A 17690-nucleotide genomic window follows, 5' to 3' on the forward strand; every position below is an offset into this window, starting at 1 on the left:
AAGAGTATCGTAGCCATAAAGTAGAATTCTATTCCATATATGAGTCCTTGAAAAAAATTTTTATTGGCATGCTACTTTTTGTGTAAATGGGCTTATAAAAGAAATGAAGTGCTTTTTCTTATCGAAAGAAGAACCGAAAGCCACTCCTCGTTCCACCCGAGTTACCCGTAGATGAAATCGTGGACGATGCTCTCAGTACGAGAATTTATCAAATGTGACAGGACTTTACAGTCGTCATTACAGGAGATCGTAGGCAAATAAATTATAGTTTGGCGGGTGCAAAACATGTGTCAAATTTGTAATGGTACACACATTATCAGTGCGATTAGCGTTTCATCCATCATGATTTCCTGTTGTCCGATTTGTGGACCGGAATCGGAAGAAGTACAGAATGCTAGGTTTGCGGACATGTTACAGGAGATTGCTAAGATTAAGCAGGTGAAGAAAAAAGGGGTTTGATAAATAAAATAGCGAAAAGTTGGAAGGGGAAAACGTTCATAGGATTGCGTCTTCCCCTCTTTCGTTGAATCAGTAAGTCCGATCAAGTGTGTGTGATGATTTTAGTAGTTCCAACTTACACAAAAATGATCCTCAAATGAGATTTACGCAAAACAAGATGATGGCGTTACTTCTTTTATCAATTGACGATTATGCGACTATAGCATCATTTATTTCTAACAAATATCGGGGGTCAGGGATGGCAGTACATAACAAATAACAAAAACCGTGCAGCAAAAACTCTCTGCATGGCCATTTCATTATTTATTACTTTCACGCTTTAAAGGAGAGGGGTCAGGCACCATAATTAAAACCACCAAAAACATCTTCTTCTACGCTCACAACGATCGCATCGCTCAAATCGATTACAACGATCGCATCGTTCAAATCGATCACAACAATCGAATCGTTCAAATCGATCACAACGATCAAAACGTCCTCTATCCCACATTCAAATTCCCTCCTTTTCACTCACATACTATAAAATATGTTGATATGAAAATAATGAATGGACAAGGGTCCGGTCTGTATAGAAATAATTTATTATTATAGAGAGTCTTGTTTTTGGGAATTTTCTAAGGGGGCAAACTTGCTATATCTAAGTTTCTTAACAAGAAATTATTCGGACGTTGCGTGAAGCTGGCGCGGGTGTAAATGAATCTTGCAGCATTCATATCCATGTCGGTGCTGACCAGCATGATGCAAAATCTTTGAAAAAACTTGTTAAGAGAATTAATATATATCGTTCAAGTATTGAAGATCGTTGTGGGTCAATTGGTGGAATATGAAAGGATAAAACCCATCGTCGCTTGACGATGGGTGCCTTTTTGTTTGTACTACAAAAAAAGTTTAGTGACCTCACATGATATACGCGCATGGATCTAAATGTCACGGACTATATACGGCCTCATCATTTCATAATCCTCATGTTCCAAGATATGATAATTCCATACATACCTGCCTGTATAAGGACCAAAATTCATGATGATTCGCGTTACCTGTTTCGGATTAGCTCTTACTGTATCTTTTCCTCCTCGTTCTTGTGGTTCGGGGGGAATTGCCGGGTCAGTATAATAGATGACCCCTTCCTTATTATATTGATCGACATCAAAAGGTCTTCGGTCTATCACCTGGAAATCAATTAAGAGAACGTGAATGGAGTGTGTATCGATAGTTAAGTCAATTAGATACCATATTTCGGTTGATACCAATTTTGGATTTTCTGTTATGGGGGCATCCTACTGTTTATTATCCAATAACATGAATTCACGACCGTACTTATCCATCTTATTATTTAATGTAAAGGATCGTATCTTTGAAGCTAATTGTTCATTTATTCTTGGAAGAGGCACCATATAAGCCGGAATAACACTCGTATCAATACTTGTAAGAGGAAGAGAGATTCTAAATTCCATCACTATACCTACCGCATTTGCGGGATCCCCATCTGGAAAAGGAGCAGGGGCGTCATTTGTCACGATAATGTTCTTTCCCGCAAGTTTGGTAAAATCAATGATGATATCTGCTCTTTCTGCTGAAGCAAATATGATTTCTTTAATCCCTATTGGATATTCCATTAATCCGCTATCCGTCCCGATTTGATAAATGAGTTGTCCTGAATTAAGCTTGATCTTATAAAAACGGGTATTAGATCCATTTAACAGCCGGAATCGGTATTTTCGTGGGTCCACTTTTAAATAGGGCCATACTTTGCCATTAACAAGGATGGTGTCCCCAAAAGCTTGGCGTTATAACAGCCCTTCGATTACTTTTACTTTTCGTATCGCTTGATTTCTTTTTAACTTAGGCAAACTCTTTTCTTGTGCAATCTCAATAGCACCAAGCAACTTCTTGACTTCTGTCCTTGCCTCTTCATCTGTTAATCTTCTTTTCTTCACTCTATCATCTAGATATTGTTCATTATTTTTTCTTTCATTAATATTCTATAAATCTTTCCTTAGCAGCCGTTAAATCAACAGAAATATTCTCTAGCTCATAAGTGCTGTCCCCAATATCTTTTCTTTAATTCAGGAAAGTCTTCTTGTAGTGAGCTAGATGACCTTCCCTTTAGATATTGCATAATTTTACTCGGTGTCAAACTAGGATGACATGAAAGAAGCAAGTGAATATGCTCTTTTCCAACCCTTCCTTGCAGAATCGTAATCCCTCTTGCTTCACATCCTTACCTTACTAATTCCCTAACTCGTATCACTATGGCTCCCTTCAACATTTTATTTCGATATTTTGTTACCCAAATAACAATAGTACTCTATGTCATAGATTGCATGACTACTCTTTTTACAACCGTCCATACATTTCACTTCATCACAAGTATGAACACCAAAAGCAAGGCTAAAAGCATATATCATCTAGAGACGGTGGAGGTAGACCACGCTTTTATAAGTTAAACAACTGAAACACCATACTTTCCTTGGAATTCTATCCTAATTTCATTCGTAAAATATTTGGTTGCTAGGTTTTACCTGGGTTCATTGCAGTGATTTTTACAATAGCAACGGAGGACAACAGGTGATAGTTGTACGTAAATAAAAAAACAAGAGGTACCACCATTTGGTGCACCTCTTGTTTTACAAATTTCTTTTCAACATTTGTTGTTAGAGATATTTTTTAATACTTGCGATCATTTCCTTATATTCTTCTTCTTTTAAGTATGTTTTACCTGGGTTCATTTCAAAGGTGGAACCCCACTCTTCTTTATCTTCATATTTAGGGACGAGATGCATATGCAGATGATGCATTTTATCACCGTAAGCCCCATAATTAAGCTTATTTGGTTGGAAAGCCTTGTCTAAAGCCTCTCCTACTTTTTTTACATCATTCATATATGCCGCCAATGCATCTTGATCAAGTTGAAAAAGTTCTTTTACATGATCTTTATACACGACATTACATCTGCCAGTATACGTCTGCTCTTTAAATAGAAAGACAGTAGAAACATCCAACTGACAAATTTCAATCATTAAGTTGTCACGACCTTCATCCTCCATGCAATACATACAATCTTTATTACGTTCCATACCCCTTAGTTCCTCTCTTGTTAGAAAATTTTAGACTATTTGATTGTAACACTATCATTTCTTTATTGTATATTTTTACTTGAATGAACATGCTTTTAGATGCGTTAGGGTGAACCGTATCAAAATTAAATCTGAAGTTTAATGAAAAACAAAAGAAGGTGAATGCTTGATATACAAGACGTTCTCCCTTCTTCATGTAATATAAAATATTGTTTATCAGAAACTATTTATGTTATTGCGCATCTTTTTAATAATTATTTAAAAAGTGGAATTTTTTTCAGTACAGCACAAACTGGAATGGCTACACAGATCCCTACAACATTTTGAAGGATGTTTCCGGGAATAGAGGCCGCCGGTACAATCCAACTACTGAATAGAACCCTTTCACAAAGGTAATAACCAGCTAACATAAAAGGAACCGAGATGATAGTAGCGAATAGATTGAAACCAAAACTACTTCCATTGCGGCCTTTCGACCAGGCGATTTTCCCAACTATATATCCTTGCAAGCCGCGAGTTAAAATGGTGAACGGTGCCCACATTGTCCACCCAGAGATTAAGTCAAATACCCCCATCCCAACGGCACCAGCGATGGCGCCTTTTTTAGGTCCAAATAAGATGGATGCGATAAAGAGCATCGCTGTTCCAAGATGAACTAAACCTCCATTTGCCGTGATTGGTAGTTTGATATTTAACAAAACCGTGGCAACGAATACCAGTGCAATTAACATGGATGTTAGAATTAAATCGAAAGTGCGTGAGTTTGAATAACTTGTTGTTTTTTGCATAGTCATAAACCTTCCTTATCTTTTCTTTATCGGAATCAAGGATTAGTAGCTTAAGGTTGCCGTTTCCTTTGAAATCTAAATCACGTACGTCTTCAACAGGGGCACCTTTATGATAAGCAACTACTACAACGGGTTCCTTCTATAAATCAGGACGAAATATTCTAAGTATATATACCTTCACCATAGATACCGCTATCGAGCATTAGGACATGATCGGCAAGCTCAGTCCAAACTTGTACAAGCGGCTACCAATGATAGCATCCATCCCCTTAAATCCGTTTATTTACTGATAACCTTAGCAAAGGATTGATATGTTTAAAAGTGTCAATTTAGCGTAAAACCTAGGTGCCAGTTTATAGAAAAATCATAAAAGTGAAATGAATAATTTGAAATAGGATAAATGATGTAACAAAAAAGACCTTAACCAATGATAGGCAGAGCCGTATCCTTTTTAAGGTCTTTTTTCAAAATCAATCAAATTGTTGAGGCTTTGGACGTGCTGAATATAGTCGATACACTTTATCAAGTGGATGAGTATACAAGGAATACCATTCTTCCTAAATACGGGGCGCACTTGCCAGGCGGAAGTTTTGCGCGCAAAAAGGCACAGCTAGCGAAAATTAGCTAGTTGTGCCTTAGTTTTATCTTAGGCAAAAAAACTACCCTTCCAAGTGGGGAAGGAATCCAAATTCATCATCTCAATTTGGCTAATTTACGATTTACCTCTTTCATATCGAAAAAGTCAGGATCAAAATTTCCGAAAAGTTCAATACTTTCTAATTCTCTTTAACAAGAGCTTTTGTATTTCAACACACAAAAACCACTCTGGACAGGCATGCAACACTAAGTACGTGAACGGAAAAAAGCAGGAGAACTGTCCCCTTGCTTCAATCGTGTTACCTTGCCTTTCGTTTTTTCCACACTATCCATTTAAAAACTAATATCCCGAGTAAACCACCAACTGTATCGATGACGACATCCTGCCATAAAGGAGTCCGGCCTCCGGTGAAATGTTGATGGATCTCATCAAAGCATGCATAGAGAAACACACACGCTAGTGGTACACCAAAAGAAAAAACACGATGCTTAGAGAAATACCGCAGTACAGCGACAGTCAAAAATCCAAATACGAAAAATACAGATAAATGAGCCGCTTTACGAATGAAAAATTCAAGAAACCCAGCAAGTCCCTGACTTTGAACACTTACCTCATGCCCAGCATAACTAAAGACAATCCAAGAGAACATATTCTCCAAATTCGTATGACCTTCTAGATACTTCCCTAAAACCGGTTTGAGATTCTGTTCTTCATATGGTTGGGATGAGAAGTAAAATATAATAGAAGCCCAAAGTAGAAGAATGACGAATAAGATGCGTTTTTTATTCATTAAAATGAATCCTCCTAAAAAGAGGTGTTAGGCCACCGTATATAATAGATACCTTTGGCTTTAATGATAGTCTTGAACGAAACAACTTTCAAATATATATCCTTACGCTTCATACAGTTCAATTGGTAAACCCTCTGGAGTAACAAAAAACGAAAGACAAAAAAAGCAATAGTACGCTGCCTTTCCCGATTACAATGAAACCGTTAAGAAGACCGCTCAATACGAAATTACATCTGGCTTACTGTATGGCGGTTCGGAAATCAAGAAAATGCAGAGCACATAGTATAATTGCCATAGCAACTCTGATCTTACTTTATGACTTTTGCATTATGTCCACTAACTTAGCCGACAGTTCTCATTTACAGGTACGCTTGAGTCCTTCTCGTCCTTTTCAAACGCAATTCTTAGAAGTTGAAAAAAATCCTCGTTTGATATTTTCGTTGATTTCAAATGAACAAACGCCTCTATTCATCCATGTCATTTCACTGACTAAAATCTACTTCTTCATTATACACCGAATCAATAAACTTGAAGCTATTAACAAGACCCTCTCTTTTGACAATCCACTTTTTTCCCCAATATCATATAGAGGCGTTTTTGTACCATATAGCAGCATTTCAAATGTTTGCATCGACGTTGCTACCCCTGTGGCTTTTCCGGAATTCATCCAAAGGGGAATCACGCCAGCTGGAGATTTTTCTTTAATGGTTCTGGCAGCATGCAAAATATCATCCCAAGTTCTTGGTTCCCATGGAACAGGAAGACCTGCTTTAGCAAATAAATCCTTGTTATACCATATCCCGCGTGAGTCCGTATTATATGGTACCCCATACACCTTGCCATCCTCTGCACTAACACCTTTTTTCACATTCTCTGTGAAATTAGCCCAGTCATCCCAGTTCTCTACCTGTTCGTCCAATGGCTCTAAATAACCTGCACTTGCATCAGAATTAACCATAAACGTATCCTCGGTCACAAGATCCGGAGCGGTATTTTTGGATTTGAGCATCAAAGCAACCTTTGCAAAATAGTCCCCTTCTGACACATTAAGAGGGGAGAGCTTGATCTGCGCATCCGGATGATTTTTTTAAAATTCAGGAATGACATCCTTCTTTAGCCAATCCGTCAATCCTTTATTACTTCCTCCACCAGAACGGTAAGTGATGCTAATTTCTTCTTTTTCCCCTTCCTTCGTACTATCTGAGGAAGCATTTTCACTTGAACAAGCGGAACTAAACAAAATACTGGTCACAATAACTGAAAAGGCAGCAATCTTTTTATACTTCTTTATTTTCATGAAAACCTCTCCCAATCTCTAATATAATAAAACCATCCCAGCGAACGCTTTCAATTTATAAAAGAATTAAAGTTCCTCTCCCTACATTCACTTCTTACGATAAGCATTCCGGAATAATCAAATCCCCATCACCTTCGCTCTCCTTGGTTTAAGTAAACTTGGTATACATTTAATTTAATTGATATAGTTGGTATAGTTGATATAAGTCAATATTATTATTTGAATTTTCTAATTTTTATTCGAAGCAAGGGGGCGGTTCTTATAGGGGACAATCGGAACCAGAAAGTAAATTTGCGCGCTGAAACGAACTTTACGATTCAAAACATAAATCGGACTGAACCATATTCAATCATTACACTTACATTCATTGAACAACCGCCACTCAATGACTCGCTGTCACTATTAATCTTTCGACAAAATCCAAGTGGTAACAAGTACCGAAAATTCATATTTCCCAACGAAAAAAACACCTCCGATAAATGTACTTGTGCTAAGGGAACATTTATCGAAGGTATTTTATTATGGGTAGTACATTCACTCCATGTCTAACTCATCTTTCACATGAGACGCCAAGATAATCACATGCGCTCCGTAAATGATTTGTAGGGATTTACCGCTTCTTATGACCCCTTTTGCATCAAGTTCATTGACCCATTTTTCATCTGTATCAACTTTTGTTTCGTCTTTGACTTCAACACGTAGTCTTGTTGCACAATTGGTAATGTGGACAACGTTGTCTTTTCCACCTAACGCCTTAATGATACCAGAAATTTGATCAGACTTTGCCGACGTATTGTCTAAAGCAAATTCCTCAGAGACTGCGGATTCTTTCTGTGATTGATAATCATTTTTCGAGTAAAGTTTGATACCACTCATACCGTCGTCACGACCTGGAGTTTTAATGTTGAATTTCAAAATTGCCCAGCGGAAGCTGAAGTAATAGGCAGCAAAATATGCTGGGATTAAAAATAGTAAAGAAAGTGCATGAACTTTATCCGGTTGCAAAAGGTTCGGGAACACATCACGAACGGCAGTACCTACAATGGATACATGAAGCATCTCTGTAAACACATACGATAATCCAGACAGTGGCACATGAATCAAGAAATAAAGTAATGGTTGAACAAATAAGAACGTATATTCAATTGGTTCTGTAACCCCAATCAAAACAGCTGTTGAAACTGCTGGAATTAATAAGCTCGCTACTTTTTTACGGTTTTCTTTCTTAGCTGTTAAATAAATCGCAAGAGCAGCACCAGGTAAGCCACCGAAGTGAAATAAGATTCGTCCTGTTGTAAAGTTTCTGACAATGTATTCGGTTTCAGTTGATGACCCCATCTGCGCAAGCATAATATTACGAACACCTTCAAATAATGTCCCATCGACTGCCATCGTCCCACCTACTGATGTATACTCAATAGGGAAAGCAATCAAATGGTGTATCCCGATTGGTAGTAATGCACGATCTAGTGCACCAAATACAAATGTACCAATGAGACCACTTGCTGTAATAAAGTTACTAAGTCCAGCAAGACCGAGCCCGATATATGGCCACACATAATAAAGCAAGATCCCGATAGGTATGACTACGATAAAATTGAGGATCTGGGCAAATCTAGGACCTGAAAAGAACGAAAGAGCATTGGGTAATTCTTTCTCGCAATAACGATTATGAATGATACTTGCAACAACACCGGCAATCAGCCCTGAAAAAATCCCCATATTGTAGCTGAAAATACTAAGATTATATCCAAATAGAGAATTGTAATTTTTCGCATCAAGTTCAGAGTAACCTGCTCCAACTAAAGCTTCGATTGAAGTTGTGTCAGGTGTTAAATTATTGATGGTTAACATAGTATTAATCACTGTATTAAGCCCAAGAAAAAGAACCACTCCTCCTAATGCTGACCATCCTTTTTCTTTCTTTGCCAAACCAAAAGCAATACCTACTGCAAAAAATACTGGTAAAAATCTCATTACCATAAAACCTAAATCGTTAATAACTTTAAAGAAACTATGAGCGAAATTCCCCTCTTGAATAAGCCACCCTAAATGAAGGGCATTTACATTATCTAGGTTAGCAAAAGCAGCTCCAACCCCAATAAATATCCCAGCAACAACTAGAAGGATTACCGGTATCATCATTGACCCAGCAAACACTTGAATTTTACCTTTCATTCATCCCACACCCCTTGTTAAGGATCGTTTCTACATCAACTTTGACTAAAAAAGGTTCATGTTGTTCTTATCTAAGAGGCCAATAATCGAAGTGTTTCGCAATAAATGATGATCGCTTTGTACAATGTATCAATACGAATGCGTTCATTTGGTTTGTGTGTATTTGGATCATCACCAGTAAATGTTGGCCCGAATGCAACACCATTTTCCAGTGCCCTTGCATACGATATTCCGCCTTTGGTAAGGCATTCTGCGTTTTCTCCGATGACCGTTGTATATGCCTGTTGCAATGTCCTGATTAACTTGGCATCCGGTTCTACATAAAGTAAGTCATATGTTTTATGAATGAGTAAGTCTAAATGATTTTGATCGCTAAACGCCTGTAATGTTTCAATTGTCATATCTAATGTCTGTCCTTTTGGAAACCGGTAATCAAAGGCAATTTCAAAATGACTGCCATCATAGACAACATAAGGGATTCCCATCGTTGAAATGCCCATTTCTTGATCTTCATGGAATAATCCTATTTTTTCACCGTAGACATCTTCTTTAAAATAGGAATCTAGTAATCGAGTAAATTCTTCCGCATTTCTAATCCCCTCCTTAATCCCGACCAGATCTTTGGCGAATTTAAAGAATGCACTCTTTCCTTTATGAGGATTGCGAGATAACGTTTTTTCTCCTTGATAAAATGCGCAGATTTTTTGATTAGACATAATTACTTTATCCGCTTCAAGAAGCAGATTCTTTAAAGACTCAGGGTCGGAACTCTCAAATATCACGATACATTTTTCACAAATAAACCCTCTCTGTTTCTCACTCTGAATTTCGAGTAACTTGTGAGGAGAATTATTTATCGAAGGAAGTTCATTATTCAAGGTGAAAGAACCTTGGATGACGCCTTTTTCGCCATTGACAATTGGAAAATCTCCGTCTGGGGAAAAAGCCATCACAGGCTGTCGATTATACTGGAAATAATGCTCCATACATTCCCAAGTTGTTTCTTCGGCTCCTCCTACAATTAGACGGACTTTTCTTTTAAACGGAACTTTTAAGTCTCTTAAAATTTTCATCGCATAATAGGCTGCTAAAAGAGGAGCCTTATCATCATTTACACCTCTTCCATACAAATAGCCATCATATTCTGTTAATGTAAAAGGATCAAATGTCCACTCCTCTTTATCTCCCTCTGGAACAATGTCTAAATGAGCCAATATTCCGATAATTTCTTCACCATTGCCATGCTCAATGTGACAGGCATATCCGTCGAAATCCTCATGTAAAAACAAATCTCGCTCTGCAAAATTTTTCATTTGATCAAATGCATCACGAATAGTTCTTCCAAATGGCGCATGATCGGTGATCGTTTTTTCATCACGTACAGAACGGATTGACACTAATTCTGCTAAATCTTCCATTAGCTGTTCTTCATATAATTGAAGTTTTTCATAATAAAATTTGATGAGATTGTTCAAGACTTTACCACCTCCCTAACATCCCTGACCTGCTTCATATCAACCTCAAATTGATTTGTACCTGAAGGGTGTTAACAAATAATGAAAGCTTTCTTCTATGAATCTAAGCTCTAATATTTTTTCCCTTTGGCGAGTCATATCACCGTAATCTTCACAGGTGACTTCTGCTAGTAACAAAATATTTTTGTCACTATTTCGTCTTAACAATTCATAAGAATCTATATTTTCCTTTATATAGAGTGATGGATTAGTCGTTACATTTTCTATACCCCACTTTAGTGAATGGTCGATTTCATGCTAATTAGCTGAATCAAAGAGGTATTTCATTTACTTTACCTCCCGCTCTCATTATTTTTACTATCTTACTTATTTTAAACACAGAATTTTCAGTTAATTATACAACCAAGATCTTACAAATAAGAAGAGATTTTCGATTGCCTTCATAACTGGATGTGCTTTCACGAAATGCAAGTGGCCCATCTAGCTCTCCTACTATGACACCAAATAGAAGGTTGCATCTATTGATTCCATGTCTGACCGGATCGCTTCAAAGGCAACCCGGTCAATTTCTTCTTTACGTATACTTTGGATTCCTGATTTCTACATTATACTTATAAGCTTTCCTCAAGAATTTCTTGCATCAGTTTCGAATTGGTTAATGGCAGATTGAAAAAAAGTTTTGCTTTCATTTCACGAATGAGCGCTTCCTTATCTTCTTGGTATGGAAAACGCTCAGAAAGACCAATCATTTGTAAGAAATTCACCATTGTCAGAGATGCTTTTTCTGCTAATGTGCTTTGTTTTGTAGATGGATTATAGTCCTTTAAAATAGAAAGTAATGTTTCAACCTTTTCGGGTATGATTGTACTAACATGTTTCAAGTAATTAGGATACACAAAAGATAACGTTTCCCCATGTGCTAAATCTGGGAAGTAGCCATTAATCGTCTCTGCAATCGGGTGTGGTGCTTCAGCTCCTGCATTCGATAAGCAAATGCCTGCCAATGTGTCGGCATATGCAAGTTTTTCTCTTAAACTCACATTTTCTAAATCTTTCATTACAAGGGGCAAAGCTTCTACAATAATAGAAATCGCTTGTAACGAAAGCGTTTCTGTGAGTTTTGTTGCTCTCGGGTTAAAATAGCTTTCGATCGCATGACACATGGCATCAAACCCAGTTGTTGCCGTTGATTTTTCCGGAACGGTTATCATTAATTCTGGGTCAACGATAGACACTCTCGGGAAAAGACATGAATGAAAAAGTGTTAATTTTTCTTTCCTTTCAGTATCCGTTACAACAGCCGCCTGTGTGACTTGAGATCCAGTTCCCGATGTTGTTGTGATCGTTACGATTGGTAATGCTTTTACCGATTGGTCATGATCATGGAAGGGATCAGAGAATTCCCTAAAGCTAGATTCCCAGGTGAAATCATTGTTAAAAGCCATTAAAGCAATCGCTTTAGCGGTGTCCATGGCGGAACCTCCACCATATGCGAGAATAAAATCTACTCGTTCATTTATTGCTACCATTTTCCCATGATCTACAATATCTATTGTTGGATTTGGTTTTACTCCATCAAAAATCACATACTGAATTCCATTATCCGTTAAACTAGCAATTACATCTTGAAAATATTTCTCACGATCGTTATTCTTAACAGGTGTTCGAACGATCAAACACTTCTCTCCTAAAAATTTAGATCGCTCTCCAATTTCTTTCCTTACACCGCAACCGAAATGAATCCTTGCAGGTGAATAAAATGAAAAATTCATTCCCTCTCCCCCTTATATTTATTCACCAAAGTATTGGATACTCGCAGAATCGATTGCTTCACGACAAGCCTTCACTCCAGCAGTAATACCTTCTGGATACTTAAAGATTCCCGAGGATAAGATAACAACATCCGGTTCTGCAGCGATCATCTCTGATAAATTGTCTGCTCTTAAGCCGCCATCAACGGCTAATTCACATGAAGGATTTTTCTCATTAATAAGTGCTCTTGCTCGTTTTACCAAATCAATGGATGATCTTCTCCATCCCCAATTATCTTTTCCATCGGTCTCATCAACACCATGAACGACAATATGCAGGCGATCAATGTCATAAACCGCTTCCTCAACAAATGATAATGGCGTGTAACAACCAATCGTTAATCCGACTTTCATGCCAAATTCCCGGCAATAGTTGATAATATAAGCGAGTGGCGCACCAAGGAATTGCTCTGCCGGGATGATTAACATATTGGCACCCGCTGCAGCTATTTTTTCAATAAACAGACGGTCGCATTCACGTGTGTAGATATGGCATTCGATTGGCTTGTCAGTGACCGGACGAATCCCTTCAATGATCTGATGTCCTCCCATTAGTTGCATGTTTCTTAAATCATACATATCAGCGGCGTCTGAGTGTATGTAGTCCGCACCAGCATCGGACGCTTCCTTCACAATATCAGCGATATGCCCATAGTCCACATGTGCTAAACCAGCAGCAATTTTAATATACTTTTTCATAATAATTATTCCTCCTAATTGTGTATCTAGCAGTTTTCTCTTATTTTATAAAAGCTCAAATCCAGCTGTGAAGTGTCGCAATGAAATAATGGGTCCCTCATAGACAAGCTTCATCCCTTTATATAGATTACGATTTTTGTATATTTCACCAAGAGCATTCGCAATCACATCCATATGACTATTTGTATATACTCTTCTCGAAAGTGCGATTCTCATCGTTTCGACGTCTGGCAAAATGTCTTCACCTGTAATCGGGTCTTTAGAACCAAATGCACAAGCACCGATTTCTACTGCACGTACTCCCGCTTCTTCATACAGGGCAACAACAAGTCTTTGAGACGGGAACTCATTCTGCGGAATATGAGGGAAAAATCTCCTTCCATCCACATATACACCGTGACCTCCTGTTGGTTCAATAATAGGAATTCCCTGTTCCAGCAATCGGTCACCTAAATATTTAGCCTGGTTGATCCGATACTCCAAGTATTGTTCGTCAACCCCTTCTTGCAACCCCACCGCAAGCGCTTCCAAATCACGTCCAGCTAAACCACCATATGTGATAAAACCTTCATGCACAATGGCTAATTGCTGCGCTTGTTTTAAAATATCTTCATTCCTTGTGACAAACAGACCGCCGATATTAACCAATCCGTCTTTTTTTGAACTCATTGTAGCTGTTTCACAATAAGAAAACATTTCTCTGGTAATTTCTTTAATGGATTTATTGTGATATCCATCTTCCCTTTGTTGAATAAAGTAAGCGTTTTCAGATAGTCGAGCCGCATCAATTACAACTGGTATGTTATACGATTTAGCTAAATTGCTCACTTCTCTTATGTTTTGCATGGAAACTGGCTGCCCGCCATTGTTATTACAGGTTACTGTAATAATCACAACTGAAATTTGATCTGATCCGTTTTCTTCTATTAACTTCTCCATTTTGCTTAGATCAATATTCCCTTTAAATGGGTGAGATGGACTTGCTGTGTCTTTTCCGTTATCGACCACATAATCAACAGCTAATGCTCCCAATACTTCAGCATTTCCTCGAAATGTATCAAAGTGCATGTTTCCAATCGCGTATTTTCCTTCTTTTGCGTATAATTTTGCCATGATAAAATCAGCTGCTCGACCTTGATGTGTTGGTTGGACATAAGGCATGCCGAAAATATCTTGGACAGATTCTTCCAACTTATAAAAGCTTTTTGAACCAGCATATGATTCATCACCTAGCATTAAAGCAGACCATTGTTCGCTACTCATTGCAGATGTGCCACTATCCGTTATGCAATCGATATACACGTTCTCCGCTTTGATTTTAAAAGCATTATAACCAGCATCTTTCAGCCATTTTTGACGTTCTTCTTTTGTGGTTTTCTTCAGTCTTTCTACCATTTTGATTCGAAATGGTTCAGCTGTCATAAAACGCATATACAGATCATCCTTTCTGGAATGTGATTTTTTTATCACCTTGTAAATATTTTAACAACAAATATTTATATTTACAACAACATTCTGAAAATTAATTTTAATTTATTGGAAAATAGTTGAGGATACAGCAAAAAAGGTTGTCCCACAACGAAAAGGCCAGATCCCACATCTACTATCCATCGTTATATGTCGTATAAACGATGGATAGAGTGTGAGGTCTAACCCTTTTGAGACACCTCTTTGGTTCTTAAGTCAGCCTAAAGTTTACTAATATATCGATAAATAGATGTTTCTGATGTATGTAGGATTTTTGCTAACTCGGCTATAGATCCCTTTAGCAAAAATGTACCTTTTTCATCTAACATTCGAATGAGCTCCATTTTCTCATCATGGCTTAATCGTTCTGGAGGCACATGAAAATTTGTCAAAGCCTCTTGAATCGTATTGTTCATTAAATCTTCAAATGATAGATTAAAACTTTCATAAAAATTTTCCCCTTTGTATTGAATCGGCTCTGAACCACTTATTATCCGATTCAACACACTCCTTAGCTCGATTAACTCATCGACTTTATAGTTGATTGTTAACATACCGATTAATTCTCTATTTGCATTTTTGATAAAATGAGTGGCAGATCTTAATTTTTTCCTTTCTGATGAAAAAGCACGGTAGTTCACAATGGATTCTTCCTCTTTATATAATTCTTGTTTCAAAAACTTTTTTTCTAAATCTGGAATTTCGCTTCCTACCCCCATCTCAGGGTTGAATGGATTTTCAATCAACACTACCTCTTCTTTATTCGTATCATACACGATCACTTCCGCATCAGTCCCTAGAAATCGCGCGAAAAATTTTATCATTGGAATATATGATTCTAAATCTGACAAATTGTTCTCCCCTCCCTTTATTTTGCTCACTTACACATATGATAAATATTCAAATCATACAACAGTAGTGTCGGAACTTTATAAACTTTCCTTATTTTACATCATTATATTACATCGAGGAAATACTGTTTTCATTTTCCGATTTTCGATTATTCTGTTTACTTCCTTATAAGAACTACATATTTATTCAGACCTCTTTTTGTTTCTATTTTTATAGCAACTTTACTCATCTATTTCCCCCCTGTCAGTTAGTATTCCTCAATATTCTTTACTTTACGTTTTACTGCAAGAAACGGATAGAATACGAGGTTACTTTATTTAGGCGGCGACAGGCATGAAAAATTAATATGTGTAGTGACTAGCACCGCTCTTTAAAATTACATTTTTTCACAAAACACATTACAATCATATAAATATCTTTCAAAGGTAGGGAAGTCGAATGCTAATTAACGGTACAATTAGCTTAATAAAATAGCTTGGCAATTCCCCAAAACTCCTTTACCATTTACTAGATAATGTCCAAGTGGGAACTAACTGTACATTATGCGTTTCATAAAGTTTACATACCCTTCCCCATCTTGAGAACTATAGCCACCACTACCTGAATATGCCTCTCGAAATGGCTCACCTTTCATAAGAGTGGTGCTTAATAATGGTTCATTCATATTATATTTTAACCAATCTGATAGTCTCGTGTCTTTTCATCCATAGGAAAGCTAAATGGACTCGTGCTCAAACCCTACTTTTCAACCTTTGCGAGCGAATTTCGCCTCTTTTCGCGCCAAAAAGAGGGGTAATCGCGCCAGTTCCGCCACTTTTCGAGCGAGATTTCCGATTTACGCGCCGGATTGGGGGCGTTACTTTATATTGTATAAAAAAGGTAATCCATCTTCAGTATTATAAGATATTGCCTCCCAAGAATCTGCTTCGAGAAAATACATAATGATGTTGATCATGATTGTAATAGACACTCATGGAGATATTTACAAAGAATAATCTAGCAAAAAAGGAGAGCGGATTACCCAAAAGGTAATCGCTCTCCTTTTCTATTTTCCTATTGAACAAGATGATTCGGGGAGTGACAGGTACAAAAAACAGGTACCCTAGATTAAGGGTAAATCATCATTTTCAATGTATTCGTTTTATCATGGATAGCCTTTTCAAACGCTTCTTTCGCGTCAGAGAGTTGATATTGATTTGTAATCATTTTCTCGATATCAATTTCTTTACTAGCAAGCATTTCAATGGCTTTCGGGTAGGTATGATGGTAACGAAAGACGCCCATTAGATCAATTTCTTTATCAACAATCTTGCTAATACTGACAGGTACTTCATCTTGTGGGGACATTCCAACTATGACGACTCTTCCGCCTCTTCTGACCGATGTAATCGTTCCTTGTACAGCTTTCGGATTACCGGCTGTTTCAATGGCAAGGTCGACTCCAACACCATTCGTATATTCCATGACTTTGTCATCAAGATTGTCTTCACGTAAATTGATTGTATGAGTTGCTCCCATTTCTTTCGCTACATCCAAACGACTTTGCTCCAAATCGACCCCGATGATCGTTTTTGCTCCAGCCATTTTTGCCGCTGCTGCAGTTACTAAGCCAATAGGTCCCATTCCCATAATCACAACCGTTTCTCCAGATTGAAGTTTTCCTCGGCTAATAGCATGGATCCCTACTGAAAATGGTTCAATTAGTGCTGCCGTTTCATAGCTCATGCTGTCTGGAATAGGGAAAACTAGATCAGCTCTCATGGCAATGTATTCACAGAAAGCCCCATCATAGGGTGGTGTAGCAAGAAACTCTACATGTGGGCATAGATTATAGCGTCCCTCTTTACAATGATCACATTTTCCACAAGTCGCTCCAGGTTCGATGGATACACGCTGCCCCACCTTAAGTTCCGTAACCTTTTCACCCACTTTGACAATCTCTCCTGATGCCTCATGTCCTAGAATAATGGGATTTTCTACAATATAATCACCAATTTTCCCATGCTCATAATAATGAACATCTGATCCACATAACCCTACCGTTTTGATTCGAATTAAAACCTCGTCAGCTTCTGGTGTTGGAATTTCCCGTTTCTGTATTTCAATATTTTTTACTTCGGTTAGGACTGCTGCATCCATCGTACTTTTTATATGTTTAGAATCATCTAATTCCATCTTTTCAATTATCACGTAGACCAC

The 17690-nt window shown here is 37.6% G+C and carries 18 protein-coding genes and 1 pseudogene; 2 read left to right on the plus strand and 17 right to left on the minus strand.

The window, feature by feature from the left end; all coding sequences use genetic code 11:
* Nucleotides 1–285: 285 nt before the first annotated feature.
* On the plus strand, nucleotides 286–459 hold the full coding sequence (locus AC625_RS26910) for a hypothetical protein (RefSeq protein ID WP_156187571.1): 174 nt from the start codon (nucleotides 286–288) through the stop codon (nucleotides 457–459).
* 333 nt (nucleotides 460–792) lie between these two features.
* On the opposite strand, the gene AC625_RS26915 is transcribed toward AC625_RS26910, so the two are convergent.
* Nucleotides 793–930, minus strand: a complete 138-nt coding sequence (locus AC625_RS26915; RefSeq protein ID WP_156187572.1) for a hypothetical protein — start codon at nucleotides 928–930, stop codon at nucleotides 793–795.
* Between the two features lie 188 nt (nucleotides 931–1118).
* On the opposite strand from AC625_RS26915, the gene AC625_RS28395 reads away from it, so the two are divergent.
* A complete protein-coding gene (locus AC625_RS28395) occupies nucleotides 1119–1286 on the plus strand; it encodes an amidoligase family protein (RefSeq protein ID WP_342671015.1) in 168 nt (55 codons plus the stop codon).
* 93 nt (nucleotides 1287–1379) lie between these two features.
* Here AC625_RS28395 and AC625_RS27870 read toward each other — a convergent pair whose 3' ends face one another.
* The 16 genes and pseudogenes from AC625_RS27870 to AC625_RS17010 form a co-directional block, all read right to left on the minus strand.
* Nucleotides 1380–1709: a multicopper oxidase domain-containing protein gene (locus tag AC625_RS27870; RefSeq protein ID WP_245645027.1), complete on the minus strand. Its 330-nt coding sequence runs from the start codon at nucleotides 1707–1709 to the stop codon at nucleotides 1380–1382.
* A 27-nt stretch (nucleotides 1710–1736) separates the two neighbouring features.
* Nucleotides 1737–2075 (minus strand): cupredoxin domain-containing protein, encoded by a 339-nt coding sequence (locus tag AC625_RS27875; RefSeq protein ID WP_245645028.1) that lies wholly within the window; start codon nucleotides 2073–2075, stop codon nucleotides 1737–1739.
* A gap of 171 nt (nucleotides 2076–2246) precedes the next feature.
* Nucleotides 2247–2396, minus strand: a complete 150-nt coding sequence (locus tag AC625_RS26920; RefSeq protein ID WP_156187573.1) for a hypothetical protein — start codon at nucleotides 2394–2396, stop codon at nucleotides 2247–2249.
* 95 nt (nucleotides 2397–2491) lie between these two features.
* Nucleotides 2492–2620 carry a transposase gene (locus tag AC625_RS28640; RefSeq protein WP_425415457.1) on the minus strand — a complete coding sequence of 43 codons (129 nt, stop codon included), beginning with the start codon at nucleotides 2618–2620 and terminating at the stop codon, nucleotides 2492–2494.
* A 493-nt stretch (nucleotides 2621–3113) separates the two neighbouring features.
* Nucleotides 3114–3536, minus strand: a complete 423-nt coding sequence (locus AC625_RS16955; RefSeq protein ID WP_049682359.1) for an HIT family protein — start codon at nucleotides 3534–3536, stop codon at nucleotides 3114–3116.
* Nucleotides 3537–3790: 254 nt separating this feature from the next.
* Nucleotides 3791–4324, minus strand: a complete 534-nt coding sequence (locus AC625_RS16960; protein WP_180320115.1) for an ECF transporter S component — start codon at nucleotides 4322–4324, stop codon at nucleotides 3791–3793.
* An 896-nt stretch (nucleotides 4325–5220) separates the two neighbouring features.
* Complete coding sequence (locus AC625_RS16970; RefSeq protein ID WP_049682362.1) at nucleotides 5221–5712, minus strand: VanZ family protein; 492 nt, start codon at nucleotides 5710–5712, stop codon at nucleotides 5221–5223.
* Nucleotides 5713–6208: 496 nt separating this feature from the next.
* Nucleotides 6209–6787 (minus strand): annotated as a pseudogene (locus tag AC625_RS26040) (extracellular solute-binding protein); the annotation flags it as partial.
* A 12-nt stretch (nucleotides 6788–6799) separates the two neighbouring features.
* Entirely contained in the window at nucleotides 6800–7009 is a 210-nt protein-coding gene (locus AC625_RS27880; RefSeq protein WP_053178127.1) for a hypothetical protein, read from the minus strand.
* Between the two features lie 534 nt (nucleotides 7010–7543).
* Nucleotides 7544–9187, minus strand: a complete 1644-nt coding sequence (locus tag AC625_RS16980) for a PTS transporter subunit EIIC (protein WP_049682363.1) — start codon at nucleotides 9185–9187, stop codon at nucleotides 7544–7546.
* A 71-nt stretch (nucleotides 9188–9258) separates the two neighbouring features.
* Nucleotides 9259–10662 carry a Sapep family Mn(2+)-dependent dipeptidase gene (locus tag AC625_RS16985; RefSeq protein WP_049682364.1) on the minus strand — a complete coding sequence of 468 codons (1404 nt, stop codon included), beginning with the start codon at nucleotides 10660–10662 and terminating at the stop codon, nucleotides 9259–9261.
* 611 nt (nucleotides 10663–11273) lie between these two features.
* Complete coding sequence (locus AC625_RS16990; RefSeq protein WP_049682365.1) at nucleotides 11274–12434, minus strand: iron-containing alcohol dehydrogenase; 1161 nt, start codon at nucleotides 12432–12434, stop codon at nucleotides 11274–11276.
* A gap of 18 nt (nucleotides 12435–12452) precedes the next feature.
* Nucleotides 12453–13172 (minus strand): ribulose-phosphate 3-epimerase, encoded by a 720-nt coding sequence (locus tag AC625_RS16995; protein ID WP_049682366.1) that lies wholly within the window; start codon nucleotides 13170–13172, stop codon nucleotides 12453–12455.
* A 45-nt stretch (nucleotides 13173–13217) separates the two neighbouring features.
* Nucleotides 13218–14603 carry a tryptophanase gene (locus AC625_RS17000; RefSeq protein ID WP_082191149.1) on the minus strand — a complete coding sequence of 462 codons (1386 nt, stop codon included), beginning with the start codon at nucleotides 14601–14603 and terminating at the stop codon, nucleotides 13218–13220.
* Nucleotides 14604–14860: 257 nt separating this feature from the next.
* A complete protein-coding gene (locus AC625_RS17005; RefSeq protein WP_049682367.1) occupies nucleotides 14861–15490 on the minus strand; it encodes a helix-turn-helix transcriptional regulator in 630 nt (209 codons plus the stop codon).
* 1108 nt (nucleotides 15491–16598) lie between these two features.
* Complete coding sequence (locus tag AC625_RS17010) at nucleotides 16599–17666, minus strand: NAD(P)-dependent alcohol dehydrogenase (RefSeq protein WP_049683790.1); 1068 nt, start codon at nucleotides 17664–17666, stop codon at nucleotides 16599–16601.
* Between the last annotated feature and the right edge of the window lie 24 nt (nucleotides 17667–17690).

Origin of the sequence: Peribacillus loiseleuriae (assembly GCF_001183985.1) — a bacterium.
Taxonomy (GTDB): Bacteria; Bacillota; Bacilli; order Bacillales; family DSM-1321; genus Peribacillus; species Peribacillus loiseleuriae.